General features: G+C 64.4%; 24 protein-coding genes. 12 read left to right on the top strand and 12 right to left on the bottom strand.

What is annotated here, in order from left to right:
- Positions 1-7: 7 nt before the first annotated feature.
- On the bottom strand, positions 8-1678 hold the full coding sequence (locus tag JOE53_RS01450; RefSeq protein WP_204946529.1) for an ATP-binding protein: 1671 nt from the start codon (positions 1676-1678) through the stop codon (positions 8-10).
- A 62-nt stretch (positions 1679-1740) separates the two neighbouring features.
- Between JOE53_RS01450 and JOE53_RS01455 the strand changes: the two genes are divergently transcribed.
- Positions 1741-2121 carry a response regulator transcription factor gene (locus tag JOE53_RS01455; RefSeq protein ID WP_325168437.1) on the top strand — a complete coding sequence of 127 codons (381 nt, stop codon included), beginning with the start codon at positions 1741-1743 and terminating at the stop codon, positions 2119-2121.
- 11 nt (positions 2122-2132) lie between these two features.
- Here the strand turns inward: JOE53_RS01455 and JOE53_RS01460 are convergent, their stop codons facing one another.
- The 4 genes from JOE53_RS01460 to JOE53_RS01475 form a co-directional block, all read right to left on the bottom strand.
- Positions 2133-3068, bottom strand: coding sequence for a hypothetical protein (locus JOE53_RS01460; protein ID WP_204946530.1), 936 nt, complete (start codon positions 3066-3068; stop codon positions 2133-2135).
- A gap of 3 nt (positions 3069-3071) precedes the next feature.
- Positions 3072-4589 (bottom strand): polysaccharide biosynthesis tyrosine autokinase, encoded by a 1518-nt coding sequence (locus JOE53_RS01465; protein WP_036289527.1) that lies wholly within the window; start codon positions 4587-4589, stop codon positions 3072-3074.
- 209 nt (positions 4590-4798) lie between these two features.
- Positions 4799-6184 (bottom strand): HNH endonuclease, encoded by a 1386-nt coding sequence (locus tag JOE53_RS01470; RefSeq protein WP_204946531.1) that lies wholly within the window; start codon positions 6182-6184, stop codon positions 4799-4801.
- A gap of 165 nt (positions 6185-6349) precedes the next feature.
- Positions 6350-6949: an arsenate reductase/protein-tyrosine-phosphatase family protein gene (locus JOE53_RS01475; protein WP_204946532.1), complete on the bottom strand. Its 600-nt coding sequence runs from the start codon at positions 6947-6949 to the stop codon at positions 6350-6352.
- Positions 6950-7019: 70 nt separating this feature from the next.
- On the opposite strand from JOE53_RS01475, the gene JOE53_RS01480 reads away from it, so the two are divergent.
- The 8 genes from JOE53_RS01480 (at position 7020) to kdsB (ending at position 15517) form a co-directional block, all read left to right on the top strand.
- Positions 7020-7877, top strand: coding sequence for a CPBP family intramembrane glutamic endopeptidase (locus JOE53_RS01480; protein ID WP_271170993.1), 858 nt, complete (start codon positions 7020-7022; stop codon positions 7875-7877).
- Positions 7878-7991: 114 nt separating this feature from the next.
- Positions 7992-8234: a helix-turn-helix domain-containing protein gene (locus tag JOE53_RS01485; RefSeq protein WP_204946533.1), complete on the top strand. Its 243-nt coding sequence runs from the start codon at positions 7992-7994 to the stop codon at positions 8232-8234.
- Complete coding sequence (locus tag JOE53_RS01490) at positions 8231-9484, top strand: type II toxin-antitoxin system HipA family toxin (protein ID WP_204946534.1); 1254 nt, start codon at positions 8231-8233, stop codon at positions 9482-9484. The genes JOE53_RS01485 and JOE53_RS01490 overlap by 4 nt, the downstream gene beginning before the upstream one ends.
- A 286-nt stretch (positions 9485-9770) precedes the next feature.
- Positions 9771-11243 carry a sugar transferase gene (locus JOE53_RS01495; RefSeq protein ID WP_204948152.1) on the top strand — a complete coding sequence of 491 codons (1473 nt, stop codon included), beginning with the start codon at positions 9771-9773 and terminating at the stop codon, positions 11241-11243.
- 355 nt (positions 11244-11598) lie between these two features.
- The gene (locus JOE53_RS01500) at positions 11599-12570 is read left to right on the top strand and encodes a sugar transferase (RefSeq protein WP_271170994.1); all 972 of its coding nucleotides are present in this window, start codon (positions 11599-11601) and stop codon (positions 12568-12570) included.
- Entirely contained in the window at positions 12479-14065 is a 1587-nt protein-coding gene (locus JOE53_RS01505; RefSeq protein ID WP_204946536.1) for a beta/alpha barrel domain-containing protein, read from the top strand. The genes JOE53_RS01500 and JOE53_RS01505 overlap by 92 nt, the downstream gene beginning before the upstream one ends.
- Positions 14058-14783: an HAD family hydrolase gene (locus JOE53_RS01510; RefSeq protein ID WP_204946537.1), complete on the top strand. Its 726-nt coding sequence runs from the start codon at positions 14058-14060 to the stop codon at positions 14781-14783. The genes JOE53_RS01505 and JOE53_RS01510 overlap by 8 nt, the downstream gene beginning before the upstream one ends.
- Positions 14780-15517: a 3-deoxy-manno-octulosonate cytidylyltransferase gene (gene kdsB, locus JOE53_RS01515; protein ID WP_204946538.1), complete on the top strand. Its 738-nt coding sequence runs from the start codon at positions 14780-14782 to the stop codon at positions 15515-15517. Before JOE53_RS01510 ends, kdsB begins: the two co-directional genes overlap by 4 nt.
- Positions 15518-15593: 76 nt before the next feature.
- Here kdsB and JOE53_RS01520 read toward each other — a convergent pair whose 3' ends face one another.
- Complete coding sequence (locus JOE53_RS01520) at positions 15594-16133, bottom strand: hypothetical protein (protein WP_204946539.1); 540 nt, start codon at positions 16131-16133, stop codon at positions 15594-15596.
- 337 nt (positions 16134-16470) lie between these two features.
- Positions 16471-17880, bottom strand: a complete 1410-nt coding sequence (locus JOE53_RS01525) for a lipopolysaccharide biosynthesis protein (protein WP_204946540.1) — start codon at positions 17878-17880, stop codon at positions 16471-16473.
- A gap of 642 nt (positions 17881-18522) precedes the next feature.
- On the opposite strand from JOE53_RS01525, the gene JOE53_RS01530 reads away from it, so the two are divergent.
- The gene (locus JOE53_RS01530; protein WP_204946541.1) at positions 18523-19359 is read left to right on the top strand and encodes a glycosyltransferase family 4 protein; all 837 of its coding nucleotides are present in this window, start codon (positions 18523-18525) and stop codon (positions 19357-19359) included.
- Between the two features lie 63 nt (positions 19360-19422).
- Here JOE53_RS01530 and JOE53_RS01535 read toward each other — a convergent pair whose 3' ends face one another.
- The 5 genes from JOE53_RS01535 to JOE53_RS01555 form a co-directional block, all read right to left on the bottom strand.
- A complete protein-coding gene (locus tag JOE53_RS01535; protein ID WP_204946542.1) occupies positions 19423-20721 on the bottom strand; it encodes a hypothetical protein in 1299 nt (432 codons plus the stop codon).
- 109 nt (positions 20722-20830) lie between these two features.
- Positions 20831-21718: a glycosyltransferase family 2 protein gene (locus JOE53_RS01540; RefSeq protein WP_204946543.1), complete on the bottom strand. Its 888-nt coding sequence runs from the start codon at positions 21716-21718 to the stop codon at positions 20831-20833.
- Between the two features lie 33 nt (positions 21719-21751).
- On the bottom strand, positions 21752-22639 hold the full coding sequence (locus JOE53_RS01545) for a beta-1,6-N-acetylglucosaminyltransferase (RefSeq protein WP_204946544.1): 888 nt from the start codon (positions 22637-22639) through the stop codon (positions 21752-21754).
- Positions 22639-23781, bottom strand: a complete 1143-nt coding sequence (locus tag JOE53_RS14920; RefSeq protein WP_204946545.1) for a glycosyltransferase — start codon at positions 23779-23781, stop codon at positions 22639-22641. The genes JOE53_RS01545 and JOE53_RS14920 overlap by 1 nt, the downstream gene beginning before the upstream one ends.
- Positions 23778-24326, bottom strand: coding sequence for an LbetaH domain-containing protein (locus JOE53_RS01555; protein WP_204946546.1), 549 nt, complete (start codon positions 24324-24326; stop codon positions 23778-23780). Before JOE53_RS01555 ends, JOE53_RS14920 begins: the two co-directional genes overlap by 4 nt.
- Positions 24327-24380: 54 nt before the next feature.
- On the opposite strand from JOE53_RS01555, the gene JOE53_RS01560 reads away from it, so the two are divergent.
- A complete protein-coding gene (locus JOE53_RS01560; RefSeq protein WP_204946547.1) occupies positions 24381-25640 on the top strand; it encodes a glycosyltransferase in 1260 nt (419 codons plus the stop codon).
- Positions 25641-25676: 36 nt separating this feature from the next.
- The gene (gmd, locus tag JOE53_RS01565) at positions 25677-26705 is read left to right on the top strand and encodes a GDP-mannose 4,6-dehydratase (RefSeq protein WP_204946548.1); all 1029 of its coding nucleotides are present in this window, start codon (positions 25677-25679) and stop codon (positions 26703-26705) included.
- Positions 26706-26729: the final 24 nt, after the last annotated feature.

Consider the following 26729-nt stretch of genomic DNA (forward strand, 5'->3'; position numbering starts at 1 on the left):
CGGCAGTCTATTGATCCGCGTCGGCGGCAGCTGTGCCGCCGCGGGGAAGCAGCAGGGTCGCCTTCGTGCCGTGTCCGGGCAGCGACACGATCATGACCTCCCCGCCGTTTCGTCGTGCGAGCATCCGGGCGATGGGCAGCCCCAAACCCGTCCCCGGGGTCGCACGGACCTCGGCCTGCTCGCCGCGGTAGAACGGGTCGAAGACCTGCGCGAGGGCGTCGGGCCCGATGCCCGGACCGGTGTCGCTGACGGTGAACATCACGTCGGCGGCGACACCCGAGATCTCGACACGGACGGCGCCGCCCGCCGGCGTGAACTTGACGGCGTTGGACAGCAGGTTGCCCAGTGCGCGCGCGGCGTCGTCGCGGTCGGCGAAGACCTCCATCTCCTCGGCGGTGTCGATGTCGACCTCGATGGAGCGCGCAGTGGCGCTGCCGGTGTGGTGCGCGACGACCTCGTGCACCAGGTCGGATGCCGCGATCTCGCGCGGTCGCGGCCGTTCGGCCTGGGTGCGGCTGAAGGCGAGGAGGTCGTCGAGCATGCCGGCCAACCGTCCGGTGTTGCGACGGATCGCGTCAACCCACGCCGCGGCCTCGGCGGGCAGATCGGCCTCGGAGAGCAGCTCGCTGTAGCCGGCGATGATCGTGATGGGGGTGCGCAGTTCGTGGCTCGTCGTGGAGAGGAAGTCCTGCCGCTGCCGTTCGAGGTCATAGCGCACCTGGACGGTGGCGGCGGTGGCGCGCGCGGCCTCGGCGCTCTCGTCCGCGGCATCCACTGCCGTGCGGGCGTTGCGCAGCGACTCGTTGCGTTCGGTGGTCGTCAGAACCGTGAAGATCGCGAGCGCGGCGACGAAGGCGGCGACCGTGATGGCGCGCTCGGTGGGGTCGATGCGAGCCGGGTCGGACACGCCCATGCTCAGCCTGCTGAACAGCATCGTCGTCAGCGCGACGACGATGGCCTGGATCTGGGCGAACAGCGGCGGGAAACGCAGGGAGGCCCACGCCAACGGCACGAAGACGAGGAATGCGAGCGGCAGAGGGCTGAGGGGCCTGATGCCCGCTGCGATGACGATGAGCATCACGAGGATCTGCGCTGCCGACTCGCCCGGACGAGAAGGCGGGTGCGGCTGCCCCTCGAAGAGCGCGAGAGGAACGATCAGCAGCACCGCCGACAGGTGGGAGGCGCAGGTGATGATCGCCGAAGCGAGGGGGTCACCCTCGACGAGGGTGATGTTGATGAGCGCGATGAGCAGGGCGAAGACCATGGCGGAGACGGCGGACAGGGCGACGAACTGCACCGCGTCGGTGGTTGTGCGCAGGCGTGCGTCCCGGCCCCGGCGCAGCAGCAGCCAGCCCAGCATCGCCGCTTCGATCGCGTTCGCCAGTCCGTACAGACCGCTGAGCTCGGCGGGTCGCCCCGCCACGAGGTTGCCGGCGGTCGTCGCGACGAGCACGACACACACCGACACCGCGCGGCGATGCGGCGGCGCGCGCAGGACGAGCACGACCGAGACGCCGGCCGCGGGCCACCATAGGGCCACCGGCACGCCGGGAACGGCGAAGCCGACCGCCACGATCGACAGCACGAAGATGAGCACTGCTCCGCCCAGCCAGAAGCCCAGGGTGCGCCACGCAGCTGTGGGGCGATCGACGGGGCGATCCACCCCGGAGGCTGTCATACGAGTACGCTAATGGCATTCGGGGGTAATCTAGACAGACTAGTAGTCGAGGGGCTGAGTCGGTGGAGGACGCACCCATGGCGAACGTGCTCGTTGTCGATGACGACGCCGACGTCGCCGAACTGGTGCGCACGGTCTTGAGCATCGCCGGTCATGAGGTCACCGTCGCCACCGACGGCGAGCACGGAATCGCCACGGCATCGGCAGCGCACCCCGATCTCATCGTTCTCGACTGGATGATGCCGGGGATGACGGGCATCGAGGTCTGTCGCACGCTGCGGCAGGATTCGTCGTTCGATGCCACCCGCATCATCATGCTCACGGCCAAATCGGCGCCGTCCGACATCGATGCGGCGCGCGGAGCGGGTGCCGATGACTACGTCGTGAAGCCCTTCGCGCCGCGCGAGCTGCGTCACCGCGTCGCCGAGCTGCTCGCCTCGTGACGGCGGCCGGCTCAGCCGGCGATGTCGATGAGGCGTGAGCCCGCCCAGAGGGTGAGCACGGTGCCCGATGCGCTGCTGCTCGCGTCCAGTGCGAGCGGCCCGGCGGCATCGGCGGCGTCGAGCGTCGTGCATCCGAGATCGCTCGTTCCGGTCGCGTCGCTCGAGTGGGCGGTGATGCGGATGCCGCTGCACACGGCATCCGTCTGCGCGATGTAGACGGTGTCTGCGCTGACGGCGACGGCGCGTGCCGCCTGAGCGAGACGCGTCCAGTTCTGCCCGTCCAGGCGGTAGGCGGCGTCGTCGCAGACGATCGCGGTGGTGCTGCCGGCCGAGCGCAGGCCCCAGGGTGTCGCGCAGGGGGCGGCGATGCGCGTGCCGTCGACGATGACGGCGCGCTCGCCGGGCAACACGTAGGTGTCGACGGCGAAGATGTCGGGGTAGGGCTCCCAGAACCGGCCGTCGGTGTAGGTGCGCAGAGTGTTCAGGGTGCAGCTCGCGCCGAGCGCGGCGACGGCGGTGGCATTGCGCCCACCGAACGAAGTGAGGCTGAGCACCTGGACGGCGCCCTTCGTCGTCGGGGTGACGCTCTGCCACGTGGCGCCGTTGTCGCCGGAGCGTTCGACGACGGGCGCCGCGCCGCCGCACGCTCCCGCGGTGGCGCGCCACATCGCGTCGGCGCCGACGGACAGGAACCGCTCGGCCGCACCGGGCGCGCCGGCAGGGGTGGGGGAGGCGGATGCCGTGGGTGTCGCCGTCGCCGTCGGGGTGCGAACGGCGTAGGTGAAGGTGGGGGCCGGGCCGACGGTGGCGTCGACGTCGCCGGGGCCGCGACCCTGCCGGAGCGCGGCGACGCTGAGCCCGACGGCCGCGACGGTGAGCGCGATCAGTCCGATCGCGATGAGCGTCGCGCCGCCGCGGCTCTTGGCGAAGCTGCGCGGGCGGGGCACGACTCAGCTCTCCCTGTCGGCCTCACGCGCGTCACGGCGGGAGTCGAACCCGAGCTCGTCGAGCGTGGGGGCGGCGGGCACGCTCGCCAGCGGCGTGGTGCGTCCGCGGCGCTTGGCCCCCTTGCGCTCGGCCTTGGAGGTCTTGGCCGGGGTCTCGCGGTAGCCGTACCCGTATCCGTAGCCGTACCCGTAGGCGGAGTAATAGGAGTCGGGTCCGCGGGTGGGAACCATCGACATCACGAAGCCGGCGAGCTTGGCGCCGACCGTGTTGAGGGCCTCGGTGGCCCCCTGGAGCTGGTGCTTGGTCGTGCGGCCGGCCGAGATGATCAGCAGCGCGCCGCTGGTGACGCGCGCGAGGATGGCGGCGTCGGTGACGGGCAGCAGGGGCGGTGCGTCGCAGAGCACGACGTCGAAGTCCTTCTCGAGCATCTCGAGCAGGGTGTTCATCTGGCGGGAGCCGAGCAGCTCGCTGGGGTTCGGCGGGATCTTGCCGGCGGGCAGCACGTAGAGGCTGCGCCCGCCCCAGGGGAGCATGACCTCCCCGACCTTCGCGCGACCGATGAGCACGTCGGTGAGACCGGCGCCGCCCTCCATGCCGAGGTATTCGGCGACCTTGGGCTTGCGAAGGTCGGTGTCGAGCAGGGCGACGCGCTTGCCGGCGTCGGCGAGGGCGATGGCGAGGTTGATCGTGGTGGTCGACTTGCCCTCGCTGGGGATCGAGCTGGTGATGACGAAGCTGGAGCGGCCGCCCATGTCGAGGAACTGCAGGTTGGTGCGCAGCGCCCGGAACGACTCGGCCCGGGGGCTGAGCGGATCGGCGTGGACGATGAGCGGGCGCTCCTTGGCCTTCGTGTCGTAGGCGATCGCGCCGATGCCGGGCGAGCCGGTGATCTGCTCGGCCTCGCGGGGCGTGCGCACCCGGTTGTCGAGGGTGGTGCGCAGCACCGCGACGCCGATGCCGAGGGCCAGGCCGACGAGAACACCGAGGGCGAGGTTCAGCGGCACGTTGGGGCTCGACGGCTTCAGCGCGGGCTGCGCGTCGCTGACGCGGCTGAGGCGGATGGCGCTGGCCCCGCTGTTGCTCTCGGGCTCGAGCTGCGGCACCGCGGAGGCGAGGCTCGCCGCGATCGCGTTGGCGATCTTGGCCGCCTGGACGGCGTCGGGGTCGGAGACCGTGATGGTGATGAGCGTGGAGTTGAGAGCGGCCGACGCCTTGACGTCTTTCGCGAGATCTTCGGCGGTGCGGGCGAGGCCGAGGTCGGCGATCACCGGGTTCAGCACGACGGGCGTCGTGGTGAGTCCCACGTAGGTGTTGATGCGCGCCTGGGCGAACGACGATCCCTGCTGCAGCTCCTGGGCCGTGTTGCCCGACTGCGTGGAGACGAAGACCGTGCTCGCGGACTCGTAGATCGGGGTCCTCGTGAGGGAGTAGCCCGCCGCCGCGCCGAGTCCCAGCAGGGTCAGCACGACGATCACGAGCCAGTTCTTGCGGAGGATGCGGATGTAGTCGCTGAGCTCCATGGTGCCTCTCGAGGACGCGCTGCCAGCCAGGGGGAGGGGTGCAAGGCCGGGACGATCGGACTCAGTCTGCCATAGCGGATGTTTCGGGCCGGTGTCCGCACGGCAACACGTGCGTGTGCAGCCTGCACAGGTCATCGTCGCCGTCGGTGCCGCCGTGGGGATCCGTCATCATCACCCCGCATCGCTCAGCGGCTCAGCGGCTCAGCGGCTCAGCAGTTCAGCGCGTAGCGGGCGCTCCCTCCGATGCGGGGCGTGCGGTCGGCATCGATCCACGGCGGCGGAATGAACCACACCCGCGCCGTCACGCCGACGCCGTCGACACGGATCTCCCACCCGTCGCTGTGGATACGATGGTGGCAGCCGGTGCACAGCAGCACGCCGTTGTCGAGGTCGGTGGGCCCGGCATCCCTGTTCCACCAGGCGATGTGGTGGCCGTGGGTCCATGCCGGCGGAGCCCCGCAGAACGCGCAGCCGCCGTCGCGTTCGGCGAGGGCGAGCTTCTGTGCGGGTGAGAACAGGCGGCGCGTGCGACCCCAGTCGAGAATCTCGCTGTCGCCGCCGAGAACGCACGGAATGACCTGCAGGTCGGCGGCGAGCCGGCGCACTTCCGCGGCGGGCAGCGATGCGTCGAACCCGTCGATGCGCGCGACGCCGCACCCCGACTCGAGCTGGTCGAGCGTCATCCGCACCACGACGGTGGTTGTCGCTGCCGTGGGAACCTGCTCGCAGCCGAGGGCGTGCGCGCACAGTTCGTGCAGGGCGTCGGCTCTCATCTGCGGCACCGTGCGCTCGTCGCGAAGAGCGCCTGCCTCGGGGTCGTCGCCGCCCCCGCCCCCGTGCCCATGCCCGTGCTCGCGCCGTGGGGCGTGCTCGTTATTCTGCAGCACGCGGGTGACCATCGCGTCGAGCACCGTCTTGATCGGCGCGGCGGTGGCCACGTCGAACACCCCGGTGAGGTGGAGCATGCCGTCTCGCTCCTGCATCCGCAGCGCGCGGGCCGACCGATGCTCCTCGTGCGCGGCGGCGAGCCCGTCGGGGTCGAGTTCGGCCTCCGCGTGCGCCAGCAGCCTGGTCAGCTCGTCGGCGCGCAGTCCGGGTGCCCGCTGGCAGAAGTCGCGCTCGGCGGCATCCCTGCGCGCGGAATCGACGCGGAGCGACAGCTTGTCGAGCAGAGTGATGATCGCCGACGCCGCTGTCATCGACAGAGCGCCCGCCGCCACAGCCGCCGCCACGTGCGGGTGCGCGGCGGGTCGCGACTCGCCGCTGATACCGGTGCGCGGCGCGGTGCTCTCGCCCACCTGCACGAGTTTGATCGCTTCGCCCACGCTCGCTCCGGTGGTGGCCTGGATCAGGGCGACGGGGGAGCGGAACCCCTGCTTCTTGGCGAGGGAGTCGCCGCCCAGCTGCGGCCGCGACTGGCGGGAGATCTCCGCCGCGACGGGTGCGAAAGCGGCGTCGACCTGGCGCATGAGCACGCCGAAAGCGCGATTCACCTCGACGAGCGCGCTCGGTGACAGCGCGGCCGGCGCCTGTGCACCGCCCGCCGCCGCGAGCGCGTCGAGCGCTGCGGCGATGCCATCGAGCCTGTTCTCCATGACTTTGATATTAGAACATACCTACGACACTCGTCGGAGTTGTCCACAGGGGTCGGGGCGTTTCGACTGGCTGCGCTCGCTCAACGACCGGCAGCACCCGCCCACCACCCCCGGGTCATTGAGCGAGCGCGGAGCGCGAGTCGAAACGCCGACCCCGCCGAGAGGTCAGCCGAAGGCGATCCGCACGACGCGTTCGACGGCGACGAGCCCCGGCTCGAGCTCGACTGCAGAGCGTTCGTACGTCGCCGCCGACCGACCGTAGGGGTCGATGACGTCGTCGTCCTCGGGGGATGCCGGGGGCATCGTGAGCCCGCGCCGCCCGGCGACCGCGCCCAGCGCGGCGGCGAAGCGCTCCCGCGGAGGTGCGCCCTGCCCGGCGGTCGCTGCGGCCGTCCGCAGGTCGTCGTCGCTCAGATCGGCGGCGAGGCGGGCGAACTCGCGCGCCGTGAAGGCCTGTCGCATGCGCGAGGGGTCGAGCTCGACGACCTCGCGGCGGTGGTCGCGCGCCATGGCGAGGACGAGATCGGCGGTGCGTACGTGTACCGGGGTGAGGTAGCGGGCGCCGTGGGCCGCCACGAGCGTCGGGTCGACGCCGCGGGCGAGGGCGAGGTCAGCGGCTTCGGGAGTCATCGGCATCCCGTCGCGCGCGCGAGCGCCGGCGCTGGAGACGCGCACCGGAAGATCGGCGAGGCGGGTGGCCAGCAGCTGCGCGGCCAGGGGGGAGCGGCAGATGTTGCCGGTGCACACGGTGAGGATCTCGAGCACGGTGACTTCCGGTGTCGATAGAGCGGGGGAGGGAGTGTGTGGCTCGCCGCGTGACCGGTAGTTTGGCCACGTGCCCGATCAGCTTAGCGACCCCGGTTCGTCCGCCCTCGAGGCGTCGACGCCTGCACGCCGGTCGCCGAGTGGGCGCGGCGCGTCGGAGGCGTCGGGCGAGGCCGCGACGCCCGGGCGCCGTCGTCGCAAGCGCACCGACTGGCGTCTGGGCGGCACGGCGGTGCGCCGGTGGGACCTCTCCGTCCTGTCGGCAGCGCTCATCGGGGTGGGGCTCGGCGTCGTCGGCGGCGGCGCCGTGAGCCGCATCGCGGCGCCGTGGGCGGCGACCGCCTCGACCGTGGTGCTGTGGCTCGGGCTCGGTGCCGCCGTCGCGTTCGCCTTCGCACGGTCACGGCCGGCCGGGCTGCTGCGGTTTCGGCCGATCGATGTGCTGTGGGGGGTCGGGCTGGGGCTCGGCCTGCGTCTGCTGCAGGGCTGGGTGAGCGGTGCGGATGCCGCGGCCTTCCCCTCTGCGATGGCGCTCGACGGCGGCCTGCCCTCGGGGTGGTGGCTGACGGAGGCGATTCCGGCGGGGCTGGTCGCGCCGCTGGTCGAGGAGTTCTTCTTCCGCACCGTCGTTCTCATCGCGGTGTATCAGTTGCTGCGGCGGAGCGTGGGTGGGGTGGCGGCCGGGGTGACGGCGGCGCTCGTGTCGGCGGGCGGGTTCGTGCTGTTGCACGCGACGGCGGGGGCGTTGACGCTGGTCGACGGCATCCAACTCTTCGCGGTGGGGGGCACGTGCGCGCTGGTGGTGCTGCTCACGGGCCGCATCTGGGGTGCGGTGTTGACGCACGTGGTCTACAACGTGACGTATCTGGTGCTCGTCGTGGTCGGAACGCTGGGTGCCGTGGCGCCGACGGCGCCGTCGCTCGGCTGAGGCATGTCTGAATATTCGGACATCGCCTCGTGTCGGGATATCCGGACATCTTCTCTGGTCTGAATATCCAGACATGGTAGATTGTCGGAATATTCAGACATCCAGGGGGTGCTCATGTCCGGGAGGCGAATCGACGTCGAGGTGCGCAGGGCGAACGACCTCGGACCTGTGCTTGCGCGTGTGCGAGAGGAGCGCGGCATCCGTCAAGAAGACCTCGCCGACGAGCTCGGCTTCGCCCGCTCGTACCTCGCAGCCTTGGAAACGGGGACTCCGGTCATTCAGTTGCGACGCCTCTTTCAGGTGATGAGAAGGCTGGGTATCCGCCTGACGGTCTCCTTCGAGCGGACGGGCACGTGAGTGATGAACTGGACGTCTACCTCGCCGGCCGCCACATTGCCACTCTGACGTCGACGTCGAACCGACGGGTCGTGGAGCTCACGTGGTCGCAAGAGGCAGATGTCGGCGACATCAGGTTGTCGGAGAGCTTCGCGCAGATCGTGGGGCTGAGCCCCGACAGGCAGCGGCTCTCGCGATTTCTCGGCGGTTACCTGCCCGAAGGGCAGCAGCGCACCGCCATGGCGAAGCATCGCGGCATCGCTACGGATGATCTCTTTGGCTTCTTGCGCGAGTACGGGGGATCACTTGCGGGGGCGCTCGCCTTTCGCAAGGCTGACGACCAGCCACATTACGAGTTGCTGACGCCGAAGAAGCTTGCACGTGCCTTCCGTGAGGCCTCTGCCCGATGGAACCAGGGCCTGCGTGACGACAGTCGCTCGATGATTCCCGGCTTCCAACCGAAGGTGCTGGTCACCAAGCTGGATGACGGCCGGTGGTACCAACCCCATGGAGGCGCGCACTCTACACACATCCTCAAGCCGCCCCGAAAAGACGCGGTGGCTCGCCTCTATGACGAGTTCTACGCTCACGAGCTGGCCCGTCACATGGGGTTGGCGTCGTTCCACAGCGAGATCCGCAAGGTCGCGGGCGAGTCCTACCTCGCGATCGAACGATACGACCGGCGTCAGCGCGGAGGCGTGGTTGAGGTGATCCACCAAGAGGACGCCGCGCAGGCGCTCGGGTTGGACTGGACGTCGGATGCCGTGAAGTTCCAGAACCAGGATCGACCGAACGACCGTTCGCACGCCTCGGCCGGCGCTATCGCTGAAGCACTCGTCGCCCTAGACGGCGACCCTCTGCGGGGCTGGCTGCGTCAGCTGACTTTTCGCTTATTGATCGGCGACAACGACGGACATGCGAAGAACGTATCGATCATGCACCTACCCGGTGAAGACAGGCTCGCCGATCTGTACGATGCGGTGCCCAATCTCTTTCAGTCGGGGCGCGTCGACTTCACACTCGCGCTCTCGGTAAACAGGGTGTTCGATCATCGCAACCTCACCAAGGATCACCTGGAGCGCGAGGCCGCCGCATGGGGAGGGCTCAACCCTCGAGCGATCTCGGCGACGGTCGACGACGTCTTCGGCCGATTTGAGGCGGCGCTTGAGGCGGTGCCGTTTCCCCATCAAGGTTCCCCCGATGTCGTCGCTGCTCTCCGCCGCACTCTTGAACGGCTCCGCGCCGGCAAGACCATCGGCCAGTACGCCTGAGACACCAAGTTTTCACCAAAAGGATGATGAGAGCCCTCTCATCGTGCTCCTAGGCTCGGGTGTCACCGGGAGTCATCAGACCGTCACGCGTCACACACCTGACACATTCAACTGATAATCTCCCGACAGCCGGGGGGCCGAAACCGAGATATAGGAGGAAGCCGAAGTGTCGACCGATATTCAGGTCGATGCGACGACGGAGTCGCCTCAAGACTCGACAGCATCCCGCGCGGACAGCGGCTCCATCACTGCTCCGGCCGGTGCGTCGACTCAGGCCACCAGCACCATGCGTCCCGCTGCCCCACCCTTCAACGATTGGCGTCGCCGCTTTCAGCGCCGGCTCGTCGTCAGCGATTTCCTCGTGCTGACGTGGGTCGTCTTCGGCGCCCAGATCGCCTGGTTCGGGTTCGGCAATGCGCAGCTGGCAATCCGGGATGACGCTCGTATCTCGGACATCTCCTACTGGGCGTTCTCGGTGGTACTTATCGTCGTCTGGTTGGGAGCGCTGTCGTGGAGCGACTCGCGCAGCGTGCGCGTTCTCGGCTCGGGGTCGAATGAGTATCTGCGGGTGTTCGATGCCAGCCTGAGGGTGTTCGGTGCGGTCGCCATCGTCGGCTTCCTCACCAAAATCGATGTCGCTCGGGGATTCCTGCTGATCAGCCTGCCGGCGGGCGTGCTGGTGCTGCTCTGGACGCGGTGGCTGTGGCGGCAGTGGCTGATCATGAAGCGCAGGACCGGTGACTTCTCGGCGCGGGTGCTTCTCGTCGGGTCGGAGGAGTCGGTTGCCCAGATCGCGCGTGAGCTCATTCGCACTCCGAGCGCCGGTTATCACGTCGTCGGCGCGTGCACGCCGACGGGCAAAGTCGCTGACTTCGTGCCCGGCACTTCCGTGCCCATGATGGGGAGCGTCAACGCGGTTGAGCGTGCGATGGAACTGACGGATGCCGACACCGTCGCCGTGACGAGCACCGACGAGCTGCCGCCCGACAAGGTGAAGCAGATCTCGTGGAACCTGCAGGCCGGCCGCCAGCACCTCGTGCTCGCGCCAAGCATCGTCGATATCGCGGGGCCGCGGCTGCACACTCGACCGGTCGCAGGTCTGCCCCTGATCCACGTCGAGACGCCACGCTTCAGCAAGGGTCAACTGTTCCTGAAACGATCGGTCGATGTGACCGCGAGCGCGCTCGGGGTGTTGCTGCTGAGCCCTGTGCTGGCCTTCCTCGCGATGAGCATCCGTCTCTCATCGGAGGGCCCCGTTCTTTTCAGTCAAGTCCGTATCGGTCGTGGTGGACGCGAGTTCACGATGTTCAAGTTCCGCTCGATGGTGACAAATGCCGAAGAGCTGCTCGCGCAGCTCACACGCGACCGTCAGGAGCAGGGCCTCGACTCGGGCAACGAGATCATGTTCAAGATGAAGAACGACCCGCGTGTGACGCCGATCGGCCGCATTATGCGCAAGTACAGCCTCGACGAGCTGCCGCAGCTGTTCAACGTGATCGGCGGATCGATGTCGCTCGTCGGACCGCGACCGCCGTTGCCGAGTGAGGTGGAGCAGTACGCCACGCATGTGCACCGCCGCTTCCTCGTCAAGCCCGGCATCACCGGACTCTGGCAGGTGAGCGGCCGCTCGACGCTCTCGTGGGAGGACACCGTGAGGCTTGACTTGTCGTATGTCGAGAATTGGTCGCTGGTTGGTGATATCGCGATTCTCGCGAAAACCGCAAAGGCCGCGATTGCTCCGGGAGAGACCGCAGCGTGACAGAGCTCCTTTTTGTCGGTTCGGGTTTCTTCGGTCTCACGATCGTTGAGCGAGCGGCCGCTAGACGGCGGAAGGTGATGGTGATTGCTCGTCGTCACTACATTGACGGGAAGGCGTGCAACGAGGATGAGGCACTGATGGATACTGAGGTGCACCGGCATGATCGTCGATCACCCCGCGTGAACGCGTGATCCGAGTACCCTGCCATCGCCTCGATATGTCTATGCACATACCCCTGCACCAGCAGGCCAATCACAAGCCGGCAGTTCGTCTTCGTCGACATCCCTCGCCGCCAGCGACCAGCTCCCGGCGGCGGCGAGTGCCATCCTGGATCGAGCTCCCCATCATGGGCTTGGTGTCGGCGGTCGATCGCCCCATCCGCGCCACGGGTGCTGACACGGTAGCTGTGACGAGTACTGACGAGCTGCCGCCCGACAAGGGCAAAGAGATCTCGGGGGGGCTTGAGGCTGGAAAGCAGCCCCGTGTTCTCGCGCCGGGCGTCGTCGACCTCGCCGGTCCGCGTATTCATGTCCGCCCGGTATCGGGCCTACCGCTAGTCCACGTCGAGACCCCGCGATTCAGTAAGAGACAGCTGTTTGCCAAACGCACGCTCGGCCTCGCCGCCGCGGTGCTGGGCGTGATTCTCATCAGTCCGCTACTGCTGTTCGTCTCGATCGCCGTTCGGCTTGCGCGCCAAGGACCCGTCTTCCTCATTCAGATCCGTACGGGCCTGCGAGCGCAAGAGGTCACGATGATCAAGTTCCGCTCGATGGTCGTTAGCGCAGAAAGCCTGCTCGAACAACTCGCCAAGCAAGAATGCGATGCGGGCAACGAAGCTCTCTTCAAGACTAACAATGATCCCAGAATCACCGCCATCGGGCGCGTGATACAGAAGTACAGCCTCGATGAGTTGCTTAAGTTGTTCAGCGTGATCGCTCGGCCGATGTCGCTCGTCGGCCCCCGTCACCCTCTGCCAAGTGAGGTCGCGCAGTATGCCGACCGCGTGCACCGCCGCTCCCTCGCCGAGCCAGGAATCACGGGCTTCAGGCAGGCTAGTGGTCGCTCGTTGCTGCCGGGGGATGAATCCGTGCGCCTCGACTTGTCCTACGTTAAGAACTGGACATTCGTGGGCGACACTGTAATCCTTCTAGACGGCCCGCGTCCCCCGCCCCCCGCGCCCGGCGAGACAGCCGCCCAGTCCCCTCCCCGATCTCGCTTCCCGACCAAGGAATCACATGAACTCGACGCCGCCCGCCGTCCTCGACTGCACGCTCCGAGACGGCGGCTACTACACCGCGTGGGATTTCCAGCAGGACGTTGTCGGTAGTTACTTGCGCGCGGCCTCAAAGCTGCCGATCTCGACGATCGAACTCGGGTACTGCAACCTCCCGCGTGATGGCTACTTCGGCCAGTACTACTTTCTCAACGAGGCCACGACGGCGCGCGCAAAGGGCATCTTGCGCGAGGATCAGCGCCTCGCCGTCATGCTGGATGAGAAGTCTGTCCCCTTGACGTCGCTCGACCGTGTCGTCGGGGAGGTTATCGGGACGGTCGACCTCGTTCGCATGGCGGTGGCACCAACCCGCCTTGCTGAAGCAGCAGCTCTCGGCCGACGTCTTCGTGAACTGGGCTTCGACGTCGCCATCAACATCATGTACCTATCGAAGTACTGGGATTCGGTGGACTCCCTGTCCAGTCTCTCCGAGGCGGCTGAGGTGTCCTCATGTCTCGCTCTCGTCGACAGCTACGGCGGTTGCACTCCCGAACAGGTCGCCATCGCAATCTCTTCACTTCGAGAGCTGCATCCCCAGACAGCGGCGGGCTTCCATGGACACGACAACATGCGCCTCGCTTTCGCGAACTCGCTGAGCGCCGTCACCGCGGGCGCGACGATCATTGATAGCACCGTCACGGGCATGGGACGTGGTCCAGGGAACACTCAGACAGAGACCCTCCTCGTCCACAAGTACGCTGCCACCCCCGACGAGCTCGACTACGTGGCGCTTCACGACATCGTTGACCCGTTCGAGAAGCTGCAGCGCGAGTACGGCTGGGGCACTAACTTGGTCTACATGATCTCGGGTGCCGCCGGACTCCCTCAGAATCGGGTAATGGACTGGCTGGGCAAGAATCGCTATTCAGTACCCTCAATCATCCATGCGATGCAGAATCAGTCACTCGGTAGCATCGACGAATTCTCTTACGAGACGCTCGGCGCACTTTCTGCGAACGAGACAGACGAGCTGATCGTTATCGGAGGCGGTCCGACAATAGAGGAGCACGCCGAGGCAGTCGTTGAGTACGCCAACCGAAGCGGCGCGACAGTTGTCCATGCCAACTACCGCCACCTGTCGCTCATCGAACGGCTGACCACCAGGCAGTACGTCGCGCTCGCGGGCGACGTAGTTGACCGACTCCCCGATCGTGCAACTCTCGACATCAGCGATGGCTACATCGTCCCGGCAGCGCCGCGAATTCGCCCAGTTCCGGAGTTTGCGCGCGCTCGTACTCGACAAGTGCAGCCGTTTGTCGTCAGCGCCGACACCGACAATCTCGGACCCGTGAGTGACATCGGGCCGCTCTCTCTGGCTCTCGGCGCTGCTCTGGCAAATGACGCAGCGCGTGTGACCCTTGTCGGGTTCGACGGCTACGCCCATGCGACAAGTGCTGAGCAAGAGCTTGCAAAGGAGTCGCAGTTACTCCTCGACGCATTCCGGAAGGATCATCCCGAGCGCGAGGTCACTAGTGGTACTCGCACTCGATTCGACGTACCTGTTGCCTCGATCTACAGTCGGCTCTCAGCGCTCGCATCCGATGAGTGAGACTCAGCAGACAGCAATTGACGCCTACGACGTAGTGATATTTGACTGCGACGGCGTGCTCCTTGATACGAACAGCGAGAAGAACCGCGCTTTCGAGGCTGTCGCGAGGGAGTTCGGCTACGACGATGAGGCGAGCGCCCGATTCGCCGCGTGGCAATCAACGAACTTCGGAATCTCTAGGTTCCGTGTATTCGAAGAGCTTCTGTCTGGCCGCTTCGGGGCGCCTAGGGATGGCGAGACCCAAGCGGTTCTCGCTGATCTCACGTCTGCATTCGCCGCACGAACGTCAATCATCTACGACACGGCCGATAGGACTAAAGGAGCAGCCGACCTACTAGCGGCACTTGCACAGAAGCGACGCTACGTCGCATCGGGCAGCGCCCAGGATGAACTGCGCTCCGCGTTTGCTCGGCGACATCTCGCAGGCGACTTCGTAGGCATTTTCGGCTCGCCGACTCCGAAGAAGGAGATCGTTCAAGCGATCGTCGAGCGAGAGCGGACCGACCGACCCGACTCGAACGCGATCATGATCGGCGATGCAATGGCAGATGCAGACGCAGCCGACGCGGCCGGGATCGACTTTGTTTACGTCGGGGCCTACTCCACCGTCCGGCCAGCCATGCTTGAGCGCGCGTCGGCAACGGGTTATCGCACCGTCGAAACTCTTGCCGAGCTCCTTCTGCCAACCCATCCTTCGCCCATGAAAGCATCGCAATGAACTTCGACGACATCCTCATTGTCATCCCGGCACGATTCAGCTCAAAGCGTCTGCCTGGTAAGCCGCTGGTACCCATCGCTGGCGTTCCTATGATCATCCGGACGGCCAAGCAGTGCGCAGCCGTCGTCCCTCGCGACCGGATCGTTGTCGCCACCGATGATCAACGCATCGTGGATGTGTGCCTAGAACACGGATTCCGAGCAGAGCTTACGCGGGACAACCACCTGACCGGCACGGACCGCGTTGCAGAGATCGCGGCACGCATTCCGGCGCGAACGTACGTCAATGTTCAGGGAGACGAACCCGTGTTTGAGCCTGATGACATTCGAGCGATCATCGATGCCTCTAATGCGAACCCGACTGCCACGTTCATCGGTTCTTGCGCGCTCACTGAGGCGCAATGGCGAGACTCGAAGTACATCAAGTTACTAGTGGGGCTTGACCAGCAGCTCATCTACATCGGTCGTGCGATGGTTCCCGGGTCACACGACGGAGGCTTTCACGGGGGTTCGCGACAAGTCTGCGCGTACGCGTACACATCCGAAGTCCTGGCGAAGTACGCATCGGTAGCAGCCCGCACTCCTCTCGAAGCGATCGAGGACTGCGAGGTCGTACGGTTTCTCGAGCTGAGCATCCCGGTCACGGTCATCCCGATGAGCGATCGCTCCATGTCAGTAGACAGACCGGAGGATGTGCTTCGCGTCGAAGCGACCATCGAGGCGTCAACACACTGACCGGCCGACTGCTGAGTGTCGATGATTCGGTCATCGACACTCAGCAGGTCGAAGGTTGACGGTGCGCGCATAGGTGTCAGCGCCCAAGTTCGATTGCGAGTTCCGACTTTCGGAATATGTCGCACTTGCCGTCGATCGTGCAGTCGACGACGTCGCGACCGGCTCGGTCCCACGCGGCTCGCGCCAGCGCATACGAGTACTCGTTGCCGCGAAGAACTGGATTCCGCAGAGAAAGGCCCTGCGGAAAGTAGCGCGGATCGAAATGATTCGTGTCGACTTGACCCGTCGTCTCGTAGGCAGATGGCGCGCCGGCGCTTGAGTGATTGTGATCCATGCCAATGATGACTGCCTTCTGCCAGCCGAGGAGGTAGGCGCCCTGGAGAGCCCAAAACATAGCAGTATAGCCGTGGTGCGAGGAAAGCCCGAGATGCTTGGCGAACCGCCAGCGCAGCTGATAGCGCAAGAAGGCGACATTCTCCCGTCGGTCAAATAAGTCAGCGGCGTCGCGCGAGACCATGAGCGGCACCGGAAGGGCGGCGAGTTCAGCACCGAAATGCTTGAGGACATCAGGGTCATGAGCACAGATCAAGGACGGTGCGCGTTCGTACGAGTCCATCAGTACATATCCCCGATTCATAAGAATATACGGGTGCCGGTCGAGTACACTCAGATCAGTGCGACGGAGGCTAGGGCCACTCGCGACGATCAGGCCCGTCTGGCCATTCTCGCTGCCGCGCAGTCGATCTAGTGTCACTAGACTGCTCCTTCCGATGGCACTGCGCGAGTAGCGCATATCACCTACTCTGCGCCGAAGATCACGCGCGAAGGACACCAAGAAACCGCTCTGTGTATGGGTCTCATCAAGGTCAACTGGAAGGCGGGATACGAGCGTTCCAGGAGCAGAAAACTTCGTAATCGCGTCAATGACCATCTGCTATCTCCTGTCGTGAATCTCAAGATCGTGTTCTAGCGCGGGCCCGAAGTTGAATGACCATACTGCTCACAGCGCTCGCAACAGCAACAACGTACAGCGCGATGACAGTGGAGGAACTCATGGAGGGCTGATTGGCGAGCGCGCCGGTGGCCACGCAAGCGGTAGACAGGACAATGAGCGCTGGGGTCAGGCCAGCACGCTTCCAGTCGACCTCGGCCCTAACTAGACGAACGATGAAGAATGCAGCGCCCGCCATCGCAATCCAGCTAATGGTGACCGATATCGGGCCTCCTGATAGTCCCAGAACAGGCACAAGCGAGAATGATCCAACAATGACGACGATTAAGCCCAAAGTTGAAGCGATCCAGTTCCACCTAGTATTTCCCATCGTTTGCGTTGGGAAATTCAGCGCCATCCCGTAAGCAGTCCAGAGCAAGGGCACGGCCGCCATTAGCCCTATTGCAGACGCCACGGTGTCATAGCCTGACCCTAATATCCAGTCAACGAATGGTCTGCCCATGAGGATCATCAACAACGTCGTAGCTGTTCCGATTATCCATTGCAGACGCATGACTCGGGCTAAGTGGAAAGTGGGGCCTGGCAACGCGGTTCGGGCGTACTCCGGCGTGACTGCGCGGTTGATCTCGGCGACGATGAGCACGCCGACGTTGACGACGTTTTGTGCGATCGACAGATAACCCACGTCACTGAGTGGAAGGAGGACCGCGAGAATCGGTCGATTGACGAAAGAGATCCCCCAGAACGCGAGCGAATGGGGAAGTAGCGGCAGACTGAATGAGACGAGCGATCGCAGATCGTCCCGCCGCGCTCGCCGAACTCGCATCGTGCGCGGCGCAATTATGAACGCAAGGAGAAGCGAAGCGGCTCCGGCGACGAGGTCGGAGAGTACCCACCCCCACACTCCCCAGGGAAGTGCCAGAACGAAGGCAATCTTTGAGGCAAGTGAAACCACAATGCTAGTCAGCGTAAACAGAACGAGCGGACTGAAGCGATGCTCCGCCCGAAGGCGCGACTGCACGTACGATGATCCGTACAGCCCGAGGCCAGCGGCGATGATCTCGATTCCCCAAAGGGCTGACGGCACTTGGAGGATGTCCGCCGGCAGGGCTAAGAGTGCACCTCCGACAAGAAGACAAGCACTTGGGCCAATCACGAGGAGCCAAAGCCTGCTCGCGGCAAGCATCCCAATCTGACCGGGCTCATGCTGAAGACGGGATGCGGCGCGGAACACCGCCGCTTCCACAGGACTCCCCATTCCTGCGCCGAGCACCGTGCCAGCCACAGTGATGAGGCTCGCCGCGCCGTAGTCATCGGGACTCATCGCTCTCGTGACGAAGGGAAGGAGGAGTAAGCCAACGCTCCTCTGCACGAGTGCGAGGACCGTGAACACGGTCATGGCGCGCTTCACGAGACGACTCCATTCTCTGCCACGCGTACGTGGACCGCTGTCGGTCAGCTTCGTCCGATGTCTACTCGGGCCAGCGGCGGACAGAAATAGAGTCACTCCACCCCGGATTCCTCAATCCTACCGGCTTTGGCGCCCGCCCACGACCAAGGGCATTCCTGCGGCCCACGCGTCATCTACCGCTTCGAGACAACCAGTCTGGGTCGCTTGAAAGTGCGGCGGAAGGACCCGCAGTCACCCAGCCGCTGCGGCGCCTAAGATGGTAGTGCAAGGCGAGCAGATCCACGGAAATAGCGGTCTGGTGATCTCGACCCGAAGGGACTATTTCTCGCAATGAAAGTCTTCTATGTTTGCTCGCGTATGCCATGGCCCGCCGATCACGGCGCCAACGTCAGAACCGCAGGCGTAATCGAAGCGCTCGCGGCTCATTGCGATGAGATCGTTGTTTTTGCACCCAATGGTGGCCCGCTGCTGACGCCACTCCCAAATGTGAGAATTGTTAGCGTCTCGCGGTCCGCACCTAGGGGTTTCGAACGTTTCCTCCCTGGCCCATATGAATCGCGATCTTTGTTCCCACTCATGAGGGCCGTGAAGAGCGCAAGCGGGCAGTCGACCGCACCTCTAGCACTGTTCTGGGAGAACACTGTGATCGCGGATATCGGTCGCCGATCCCGGATTCGAGGAAATCACATCGTAGAGTTCGCCAATCTCGAAAGTCGCCGCTACCTCGCGCAAGCCCGGGGCACACGGGGTGTCCAGAAGATCAAGCCACTGTTGGAGGCGGCGAAGGCGCTCGTATGGGAACCTGCTGTCCGACGATGGGCAAACCTATCTGTTGCCCTGTCGTCGAGCGAGATCCCCTCGGGCGACTCTTACTCGACCAACCAGACGATCCTCGTGCCGAACGGAGTCGAGCAGCGGCCCGCCATCCAGTCTGCCAGCACGTCCCGCGTTGTGCTCGCGGTGGGCAGTTGGTGGTACGAGCCCAATCGTGAAGGGCTCGAAGAAGTTCTTCAGAGTGTGTGGCCGCTGGTCGTCGCCAAGATTCCAGAAGCGAAACTTCTCGTAGTCGGCCGCGGCGCTGACGACCTTGTTAGTGACAAATCGCCCCACTCCGGCGTAAGCAACCTCGGCTTCGTTGATGACCTGCAACCACTATACGAATCTTCTGCGCTCGTTCTTGCGCCCGCCAAGTCGGGCGCTGGAAGCCAGTTGAAGCTTGTAGGTGCACTCGCTCGAGGCCGTGTCGTTGTAGGTCCGGCCTATCTTGAACGCGAGACGCGAAACGGTGATCTGCCCGCCGACGCCGTCATTGGCACGGACGACCAGGCTGAGACGATAGTGCGCCTCCTCGAGAACTCGGAGGAGCGCCACCGCCGCGAGGCGGCAGCAATTCGCTTCTCGAGGGAGAACTCCTGGGAGAAGGTTGTCGCGCCTATCGTCGCGTATCTCGATACGCTCGCGCGCGAGCGTTCCGTTTAATCGAGTGACTGAGCCGACTCTGGCCCGTTGGTCCAAGCGAAGAAGCCCAAGTCGCGTGTTTGCTCAGGTCCGACGATCGGACCGTGACGTTACGAGCGCCGATACGGCCAATATCACGGAGAGACTCGCCATGGCCTGAAGCAGGGAGCCTCGAAGCACGAGCAAGAGATAGAACGGAAGAACGCATCCCAACAGAGTAGGAACCCCGGTCTTCTTTAGTTGCAGCTCGTTGGACGTGTCCCACCTGCGTAGGAAGACGCCAAGCGCGACAGCACCAACTATCACCGCCAGAAAAGCCCCATTTATGAGCAACTCGGCAGGAAGCGGCGCCGACAGATTTGAGAATGCGTAACCCTTGTAGTTGGCGATGAGAACTCCCGTGTCGACAGGTTTCGATGGCCAAAATGCTCGTGGCACCCAGAACAGAAGCACTCCGACCATCTGCCATCCGAGCGTAGGACCGACGTCATTCACGTACTCAACGACGTTGATGAGTTGCGCGAACGCATCGAAGTCCGGGCTCGCGAACTGAGGGAGTGGGTCTGAGAACTCGATCGCCGACGCGGTCGAGTATCGAAAACTATCGAGCACGGGGAACAAGAACGCCAGACTCAGCAGCGCGAGAATCGATGTCGCGCGGTACTTAAGTAGCGACGAGTAAGCGCCCATCACCGCTAGGAGTCCAAGGACGATTACGCCAAACACGTATCGCGGCGAGCCGACCGGGTTCACAATCGTCAAGAGCATGAGCGCACTAAAGAAGACGACCACACGCCGCGTGGATCGCCAGGCAGCGGAGCCATCGCGCATAACGAGAACCTGCGCGACGATCACCGTGAGTAGACCGACCGAAACGAGTGCTTCCACTATCTGCGCAACCAAGGGGTCGCCGAAGGTTCGCCAAACAACTGCGCCGCGCCAAACGCGGGGGCCCCAAATCGCTCCCAGACCGATCAGTGCTATGTATGCTGCACCCATCGAGAGCAGGAGGGCCGTCCACAGATAGACACGGACCGGATCGATCGTTCTCGGACGCGCCGCTGGGAGCTCGATACGAGATGGCGCGAGCACAGCCCCGAGTATGAGTAGCACCTCGAACACGATGACCGCCGCGATGGCAGTCCAGGCGTTGGAGAAGTCGACATTGGGTGTTGTTGATGGGGCACCGTAGCCGCGGAGTTGTACGAGCGGAGCGATCCCAAGAAACACGTAGACGAAGAGCCACGTCACCATCTCGAACAGACGACGATCTGGCACAGTCATCAGCCAACTAAATCGCATACCGGCGATGATGACCGCAATGAGGGCACCGACCCACGCGGAGTCGCTCGCAGAGGAACCGGTTGCGGCGATGATGAGCATCGGAACAAGCCCCACCAACGCGCCGGCAAGGATGGTGCCGAGAAAGGGAGCGTGGGAAGCGGGCGTTGACAATCTCGCCATAGGATCGACGGTGGGCGTTCGGAAGGCCTTACTTGTACGCATCAGAACTCGGCTCGTTGCGAAGGCGAGCGGCAACCCTCCCAATGAAAACATCCAGCGGAAGGTTCATTAGCTGCATGATCCGATGGTAGACGCGAGCTCGACGAGAGACCCCCGGATAGATGCTCGCGGCGTGCCACATCGCGCGTAGGTATCGCCTGTCGCGGATAGACGATACGTCGCGATACTTATCCAAGAAGCTCCGCAATCCCTCTACCTGTCGAGCACCGGGAGAGGAAAGATGCTCACCAGAGCCGGCGTGCTGGATGACGCAATCTTCGCTCAGCACTCTGTAGTGTCCTCCTTGCGCGAGGTATCGGACCAAGAGATCCTGATCTTCCGCCACCAGTAGCGTCTCATCGAACCCATCGAGGGCGATTAGCTGAGCAGTCTGCGCCACAAAGTTTGATCCCGTCAAGCCCGGGTTGTTTCCGAGACACATCGTCCACAACAGCCCTTCGCTGAGCCGCATGAAGGGCCTATCTCCTAGACTCGTCCGCAACACAGTATGGCTGACGGCGAGGTCGACGCCCGCTCCGAGGCGGGCAGCCGTGCTCGCCAAGAATCCGGGCAGCCACTCGTCGTCGTCATCGAGGAACGCCACGAGGGGCGTCTCGACCATCGCAAGCCCGACATTCCTTGACCGCGACGCGGATCCCGCCAACGTCAGAGATGCGACGTACTTCACTCGCTCGATCGAGTTTGCGGCGATCCGCTCGACAACCTCGCGCGTCGCTGGGTCGTCCAGGTCGTCCACGACGACAATGGTGTGGGCACGCGTGGTCTGTGCCAGCACAGAGGCTAGCGATCTCTCCAGAAGCCGCGGGCGCCCGTGAGTGGGGACTACGACTGTGACGGCTTCATCTCTATAAGCCAAGAAACGTCCTTATTGTTGGTTCGACCCGGAAGTTCATTCGACGCGGCGGTCGATCTCGCTCAAGAGATCTGCGTCTCGCGATGAATCAAACTTCCGCGCGAAGAAGGCGCGCTCCGGCGGTTGCAGCGCCATGGCCCAATCGATCCGACCCGTGAGGTTTGCGTCGACTATGTGAAAGTTCGGGATCTCCGACACGCTCGCAACTCTGGGTTCCAGCTTCCTGAATTCGGTTTCGGCGGCCCATCTCGAATTATAGATGAAGGTCTGGAAAGCGATCTCGTCAGGCGCAAAGGAGTCAAGAAACCACTCGCGCTGCTGTGTACGAACGCTGGCGACTGCCTCCTGAGCACAATCTCGCGGAAGTGCCATCCACTGAGACCCGATCGCCACGTGTACGGGAACCTCCTTCGCATACCCGATCGAGCGCAAACGTGACCAGGCGTTTCGCATCGCTCTCCGGGAAAGCGATCCACGTGCGCCGAATCGCGCGGCCCAAGAGTCGAAGCCATGACGACGCTCATACCGCCATCGATGGTCCTCGCCCGGTCCGGTAACGGCATGCGCCCGCGCATGCACGCGCCAGCGCGACGAAGCCAGGTGGTTGACGAATTCGGCGACGGGACGGACCGGATAGCACCTGCCCGAAAGGAACACGACATGATCATCCACCGAGGTATCCGACAAGGCCTGATCCACCGAATGTGCCATTCCCTCGACAATCGACCATCCGCCCCAATTCAGTCTGCTCCGCGTTCGAACGTACTGCGCCGTCCGCGAACTGGTGATCTTGGCTACGGAGTCGAAGTCGTCGAGATCGGTCTTCGCGTCGATGTGGACATGGATCGGATGCGCACCCAGTCGGCCAACCAGTCGGCGCAACATGGCTGGGTCATCATGTGCCAATACGACGAAGACGGGCATCAGCCTTTTCCGGGTCGCGGAGCATCGGCCAGTTGACGCGTCTCGTCGTAGAGGCCTTCGAGTCGAAGAGCGACATGATCGATGTTGAGTTCGTCACGAAGATACGTGGCTCCTCCCTGTCGGAGGCTTTCGGCGTGGCCAGGCACCGTCAGGATCTCAGCGAGCGCATGCGCCATCGCTTCCGGTGATCCATCAGTGATGACCGCCGCACCGTATTTGCGGCAGGCGTCTGCAATCCCGAGCGAAGTCGTGACCACCGAAGGAGTGCCAGCGCGCAGCGCTTCCAACAACGACATCGGGAACACTTCACCTTCGGCCGGAAGTACGTAGGCGCTTGCGCTCCGGAGCAGGCTGTCAGTCTCGGCGGGGTCCACGGCTCCGATCCATCGGACAGGCACCGATTCACCGAGCGCGCTAATCATCTCCGCAACACGCTTACCGTCGCCCTCGTCGGGTCCAGCCAGGACAAACTCGAGTTGAGGGAAGCGAGGGGCGAGCAACCTGGCCGTCTCGACGAAAGCAGGCGCACGCTTTCTCGGGTGCAATCGAGCTAAGAACACCACTCGAGGCAGGCGGTCGTTGTAAGGTGAAAGCTCGCCAACATGCACACCGTTCGTGATTCGGACCTGCTTCACAGATGGCTCGATCTCGGCCAACGAACCGGCTTCCTCGGCGGTTAGTACGAGGGCCCACGAAGCGCCTCGAAGCGCCGCTCTCGTCTCCCACAGATCGATCGGACGAGCGAGCAGCCGTGTGGACGCATCGATCATCCCGTGGGTCTGGACTACGTATGGAATTCCCAGACGACGGACCGCTCTCGCCGCAGGGAGGGTAACGAGGTCGCGGGCGAGGTGGATGTGCGCGATATCCAGATCAGGCGCCGCAGCTCGAAGGGCTCTCATCAGACCCGGCGATCGTAGACCAGCGAACCCCAAAGAGGCGTGCAGGAAACGACCCGAGAAAGTTCGAAGGCTGTAGCCGTCTTGCTGCTGGTCGACTTCCTCGTCTGGAGGACAAGCTGCGAAGACCGTGACCTCGTGACCGCGTGCGGCGAGCGCCTCTGCCTGACCGAGGGCAACTCGAGCGGGACCCCCGAACGCTCCATCGGGGGAGAGATAGGTGACGACGTGCGCGACCCTCATCTGAATCGCTCCGCGAGCCGACCAGTCTGATCCCAGATGGTGTTTGGCTCGACGTCGCTGTCGACGCGGGTGAGCGGCTTGATCAGGGCAGATCGCCCGATAGTCACGCCCCCGAGCACCACACAACGGCTCGTCACCCACACTCCCGACTCGATCGTGATTGGCCGCGTGACGAGTGCCATGTCCTTGCGGTGGCGGTGGCTTCCAGTCGTCAAGAGCGTCTCCTGCGAGATCACGACATCGTGGCCGATGTGGATGTGGTCCTGATTGTGGAACCAGGCGCCCTCGCCGATCCAAGAGCGGTCGCCGATGTGCAACTTCCAGGGAAATTTCACGCGGGTGCGGGGCCGGAAGATGACGCCGCTGCCGATTTCGGCGCCGAACGCGCGCAGCACTCGTATGCGTAGGCCCGAGCTGATCTGCCAGGCGTTGGTGACAAGAAGCAACTCGACGATGGCCCAGAGATACACCTTCCAGGCTGGTTGATCCCATGCGGCGCGCTCGCCCGGGGCCTTCGAGAGATCGATCACCGGAATGTCGCTCACGGCGTCCCTTTCTCGTAACTGTGTCGTAACGACGGTCGCTGTAAGGTCGGTGCCGTGCAGCAACGACCCTCGCGAACGCTCGTCTTCGGGCTCAACTACCCCCCGGAGACTACGGGGATCTCTCCCTACACGGGCGCCATGGCTGGGGGGTTGGCGCGGCGCGGGCACGAGGTCCGCGCCATCACGGCGCACCCTCATTATCCAGACTGGAAGATCACTTCAGGTTACGGGCAGTGGTCGCGGAGCGAACAGATCGAGGGTGTGACCCTCTCACGGCTGCGTCATTACGTACCCCAGCGGCCGTCGCCGCTGCCACGCGCGCTGTCGGAGGTCACTTTCGGTATACGCCAGAGTTTCGCCCGCTGGGGCCGGCCGGCCGCGATCATCGCCGTATCGCCAGCATTGCTCTCTTCTGCTCTCGTTCGTCTGCGTTCGCGCCTCACGCATCGCTCGACTCCGTTCGTCGTGTGGGTGCAGGACCTCTACGGCATCGGGATATCGGAGACCGGGCAGGGTGGCGGCATGGCTGCGCGCATCATTCGTAACGTCGAGGGATGGCTGCTGCGCTCGGCTTCGACCGTCGTCGTGATTCACGACCGATTCGCGGATCGTGTGCACGATGACTTCGGTGTGCCTCGTGAGCGCATCGCGGTAGTCCGAAACTGGACGCATTTGCCCCCGCTGCCACCGGTGGACGTTGCCGCGGTACGTGCTTCTTACGGCTGGCCCGATGACGAAGTCGTCGTCGTCCACACCGGAAATATGGGCGTCAAGCAAGGCCTTCACCACGTCGTGGACGCGGGGCGATTGGCGCATCAGCGCGGAGAGCGTGTGCGCTTCGTGCTCGTCGGCAACGGCTCGCAGCGCGACGAACTGCAGCAGCGAGCCGATGCGGAGCCGACGGCGACGCAGTTTCTGCCGCCTCTGGGAGACCGTGATTTCACCGGCATCCTTCAAGCAGCTGACGTCCTGCTCGTTAATGAGCTTCCCGGAGTCGCCGAGATGGCTGTTCCGAGCAAGCTCACGTCTTACTTCGCCGCTGGGCGGCCGGTGCTCGCGGCGACGGACTCCACCGGAATCACGGCGCAGGAGGTTACCGCGGCACAAGCTGGTTTCGTCGTTCCCGCCGGAGACCCCGCGGCGTTGCTCGACGGCGTCTCGTCCCTCATCTCTGACCGAGCCCACGCTGATCGTCTGGGGCAGAACGGCAAACGTTACAGAGAGACGGTGCTCGATGAAACATTCGCGATCGATCGGTTCGATAGTCTGCTCGCGGATCTGATTGCCACCGCCGCTGAGAAGCATCCTGCGTGACCTCCCCCCATCGACGATCAAGATAGGCAGAATCTCTTGACCAAGCGCGCACTCATCACCGGCATTACGGGCCAGGATGGCTCCTATCTTGCGGAGCTGCTGCTCTCGAAGGGCTACGAGGTGCACGGCCTCATTCGCCGAGCATCCACCTTCAATACACACCGCATCGACCACCTTTATGTCGACCCGCACGACGCCGACGCGAAGCTCTTCCTCCACTACGGCGACCTCTCCGACGGGGCGCGCATGGTCACCCTGATGTCGGAGATCAACCCCGACGAGGTCTACAACCTTGCCGCGCAGTCACACGTGAGGGTCTCGTTCGACGAGCCCGAGCACACTGCTGACACCACGGGCACGGGCACGATCCGTCTGCTTGAGGCGGTGCGACTCTCCGGCATCACGACCCGCTTCTACCAGGCGTCGACCTCGGAGCTCTACGGTGCGACTCCTCCGCCTCAGAACGAGGAGACGCCCTTCTACCCGCGCTCGCCGTACGGGGTCGCGAAGCTCTACTCGTACTGGATCACCAAGAACTACCGCGAGGCATACGACATGTTCGCGGTGAACGGCATCCTCTTCAACCACGAGTCCCCCCGCCGCGGTGAGACGTTCGTGACCCGCAAGATCACGCGCGCCGTCGCCCGCATCAAGGCCGGTGTACAGAAGGACATCTACCTCGGCAACCTCGAGTCGATTCGTGACTGGGGTTATGCCGCCGAGTACGTCGAAGGCATGTGGCGCATGCTGCAGGCCGACGAGCCGGAAGACTTCGTGCTGGCGACGGGTGTCGGATACACGATCAAGGACTTCCTCGAGACGGCGTTCGGACACGTGGGCCTCGACTGGCAGGAGTTCGTCAAGTTCGACGAGCGCTACTTGCGCCCCACCGAGGTCGACGCGCTCATCGGCGACCCGGCCAAGGCCGCCGACAAGCTCGGCTGGGTTCCCACGATCGATGGGAAGGAACTGGCCAAGCTCATGGTTGACGCCGACGTGGAAGCACTGGAAAAGGGCGCCGACTGGATCGACACCGTGAAGCTGGCCTCGTGGGGGACTCTGTGAGCGTGGGGCGTTTCGACTCGCTGC

Origin of the sequence: Microbacterium laevaniformans, from assembly GCF_016907555.1 — a bacterium.
Lineage (GTDB): Bacteria > Actinomycetota > Actinomycetes > Actinomycetales > Microbacteriaceae > Microbacterium > Microbacterium laevaniformans.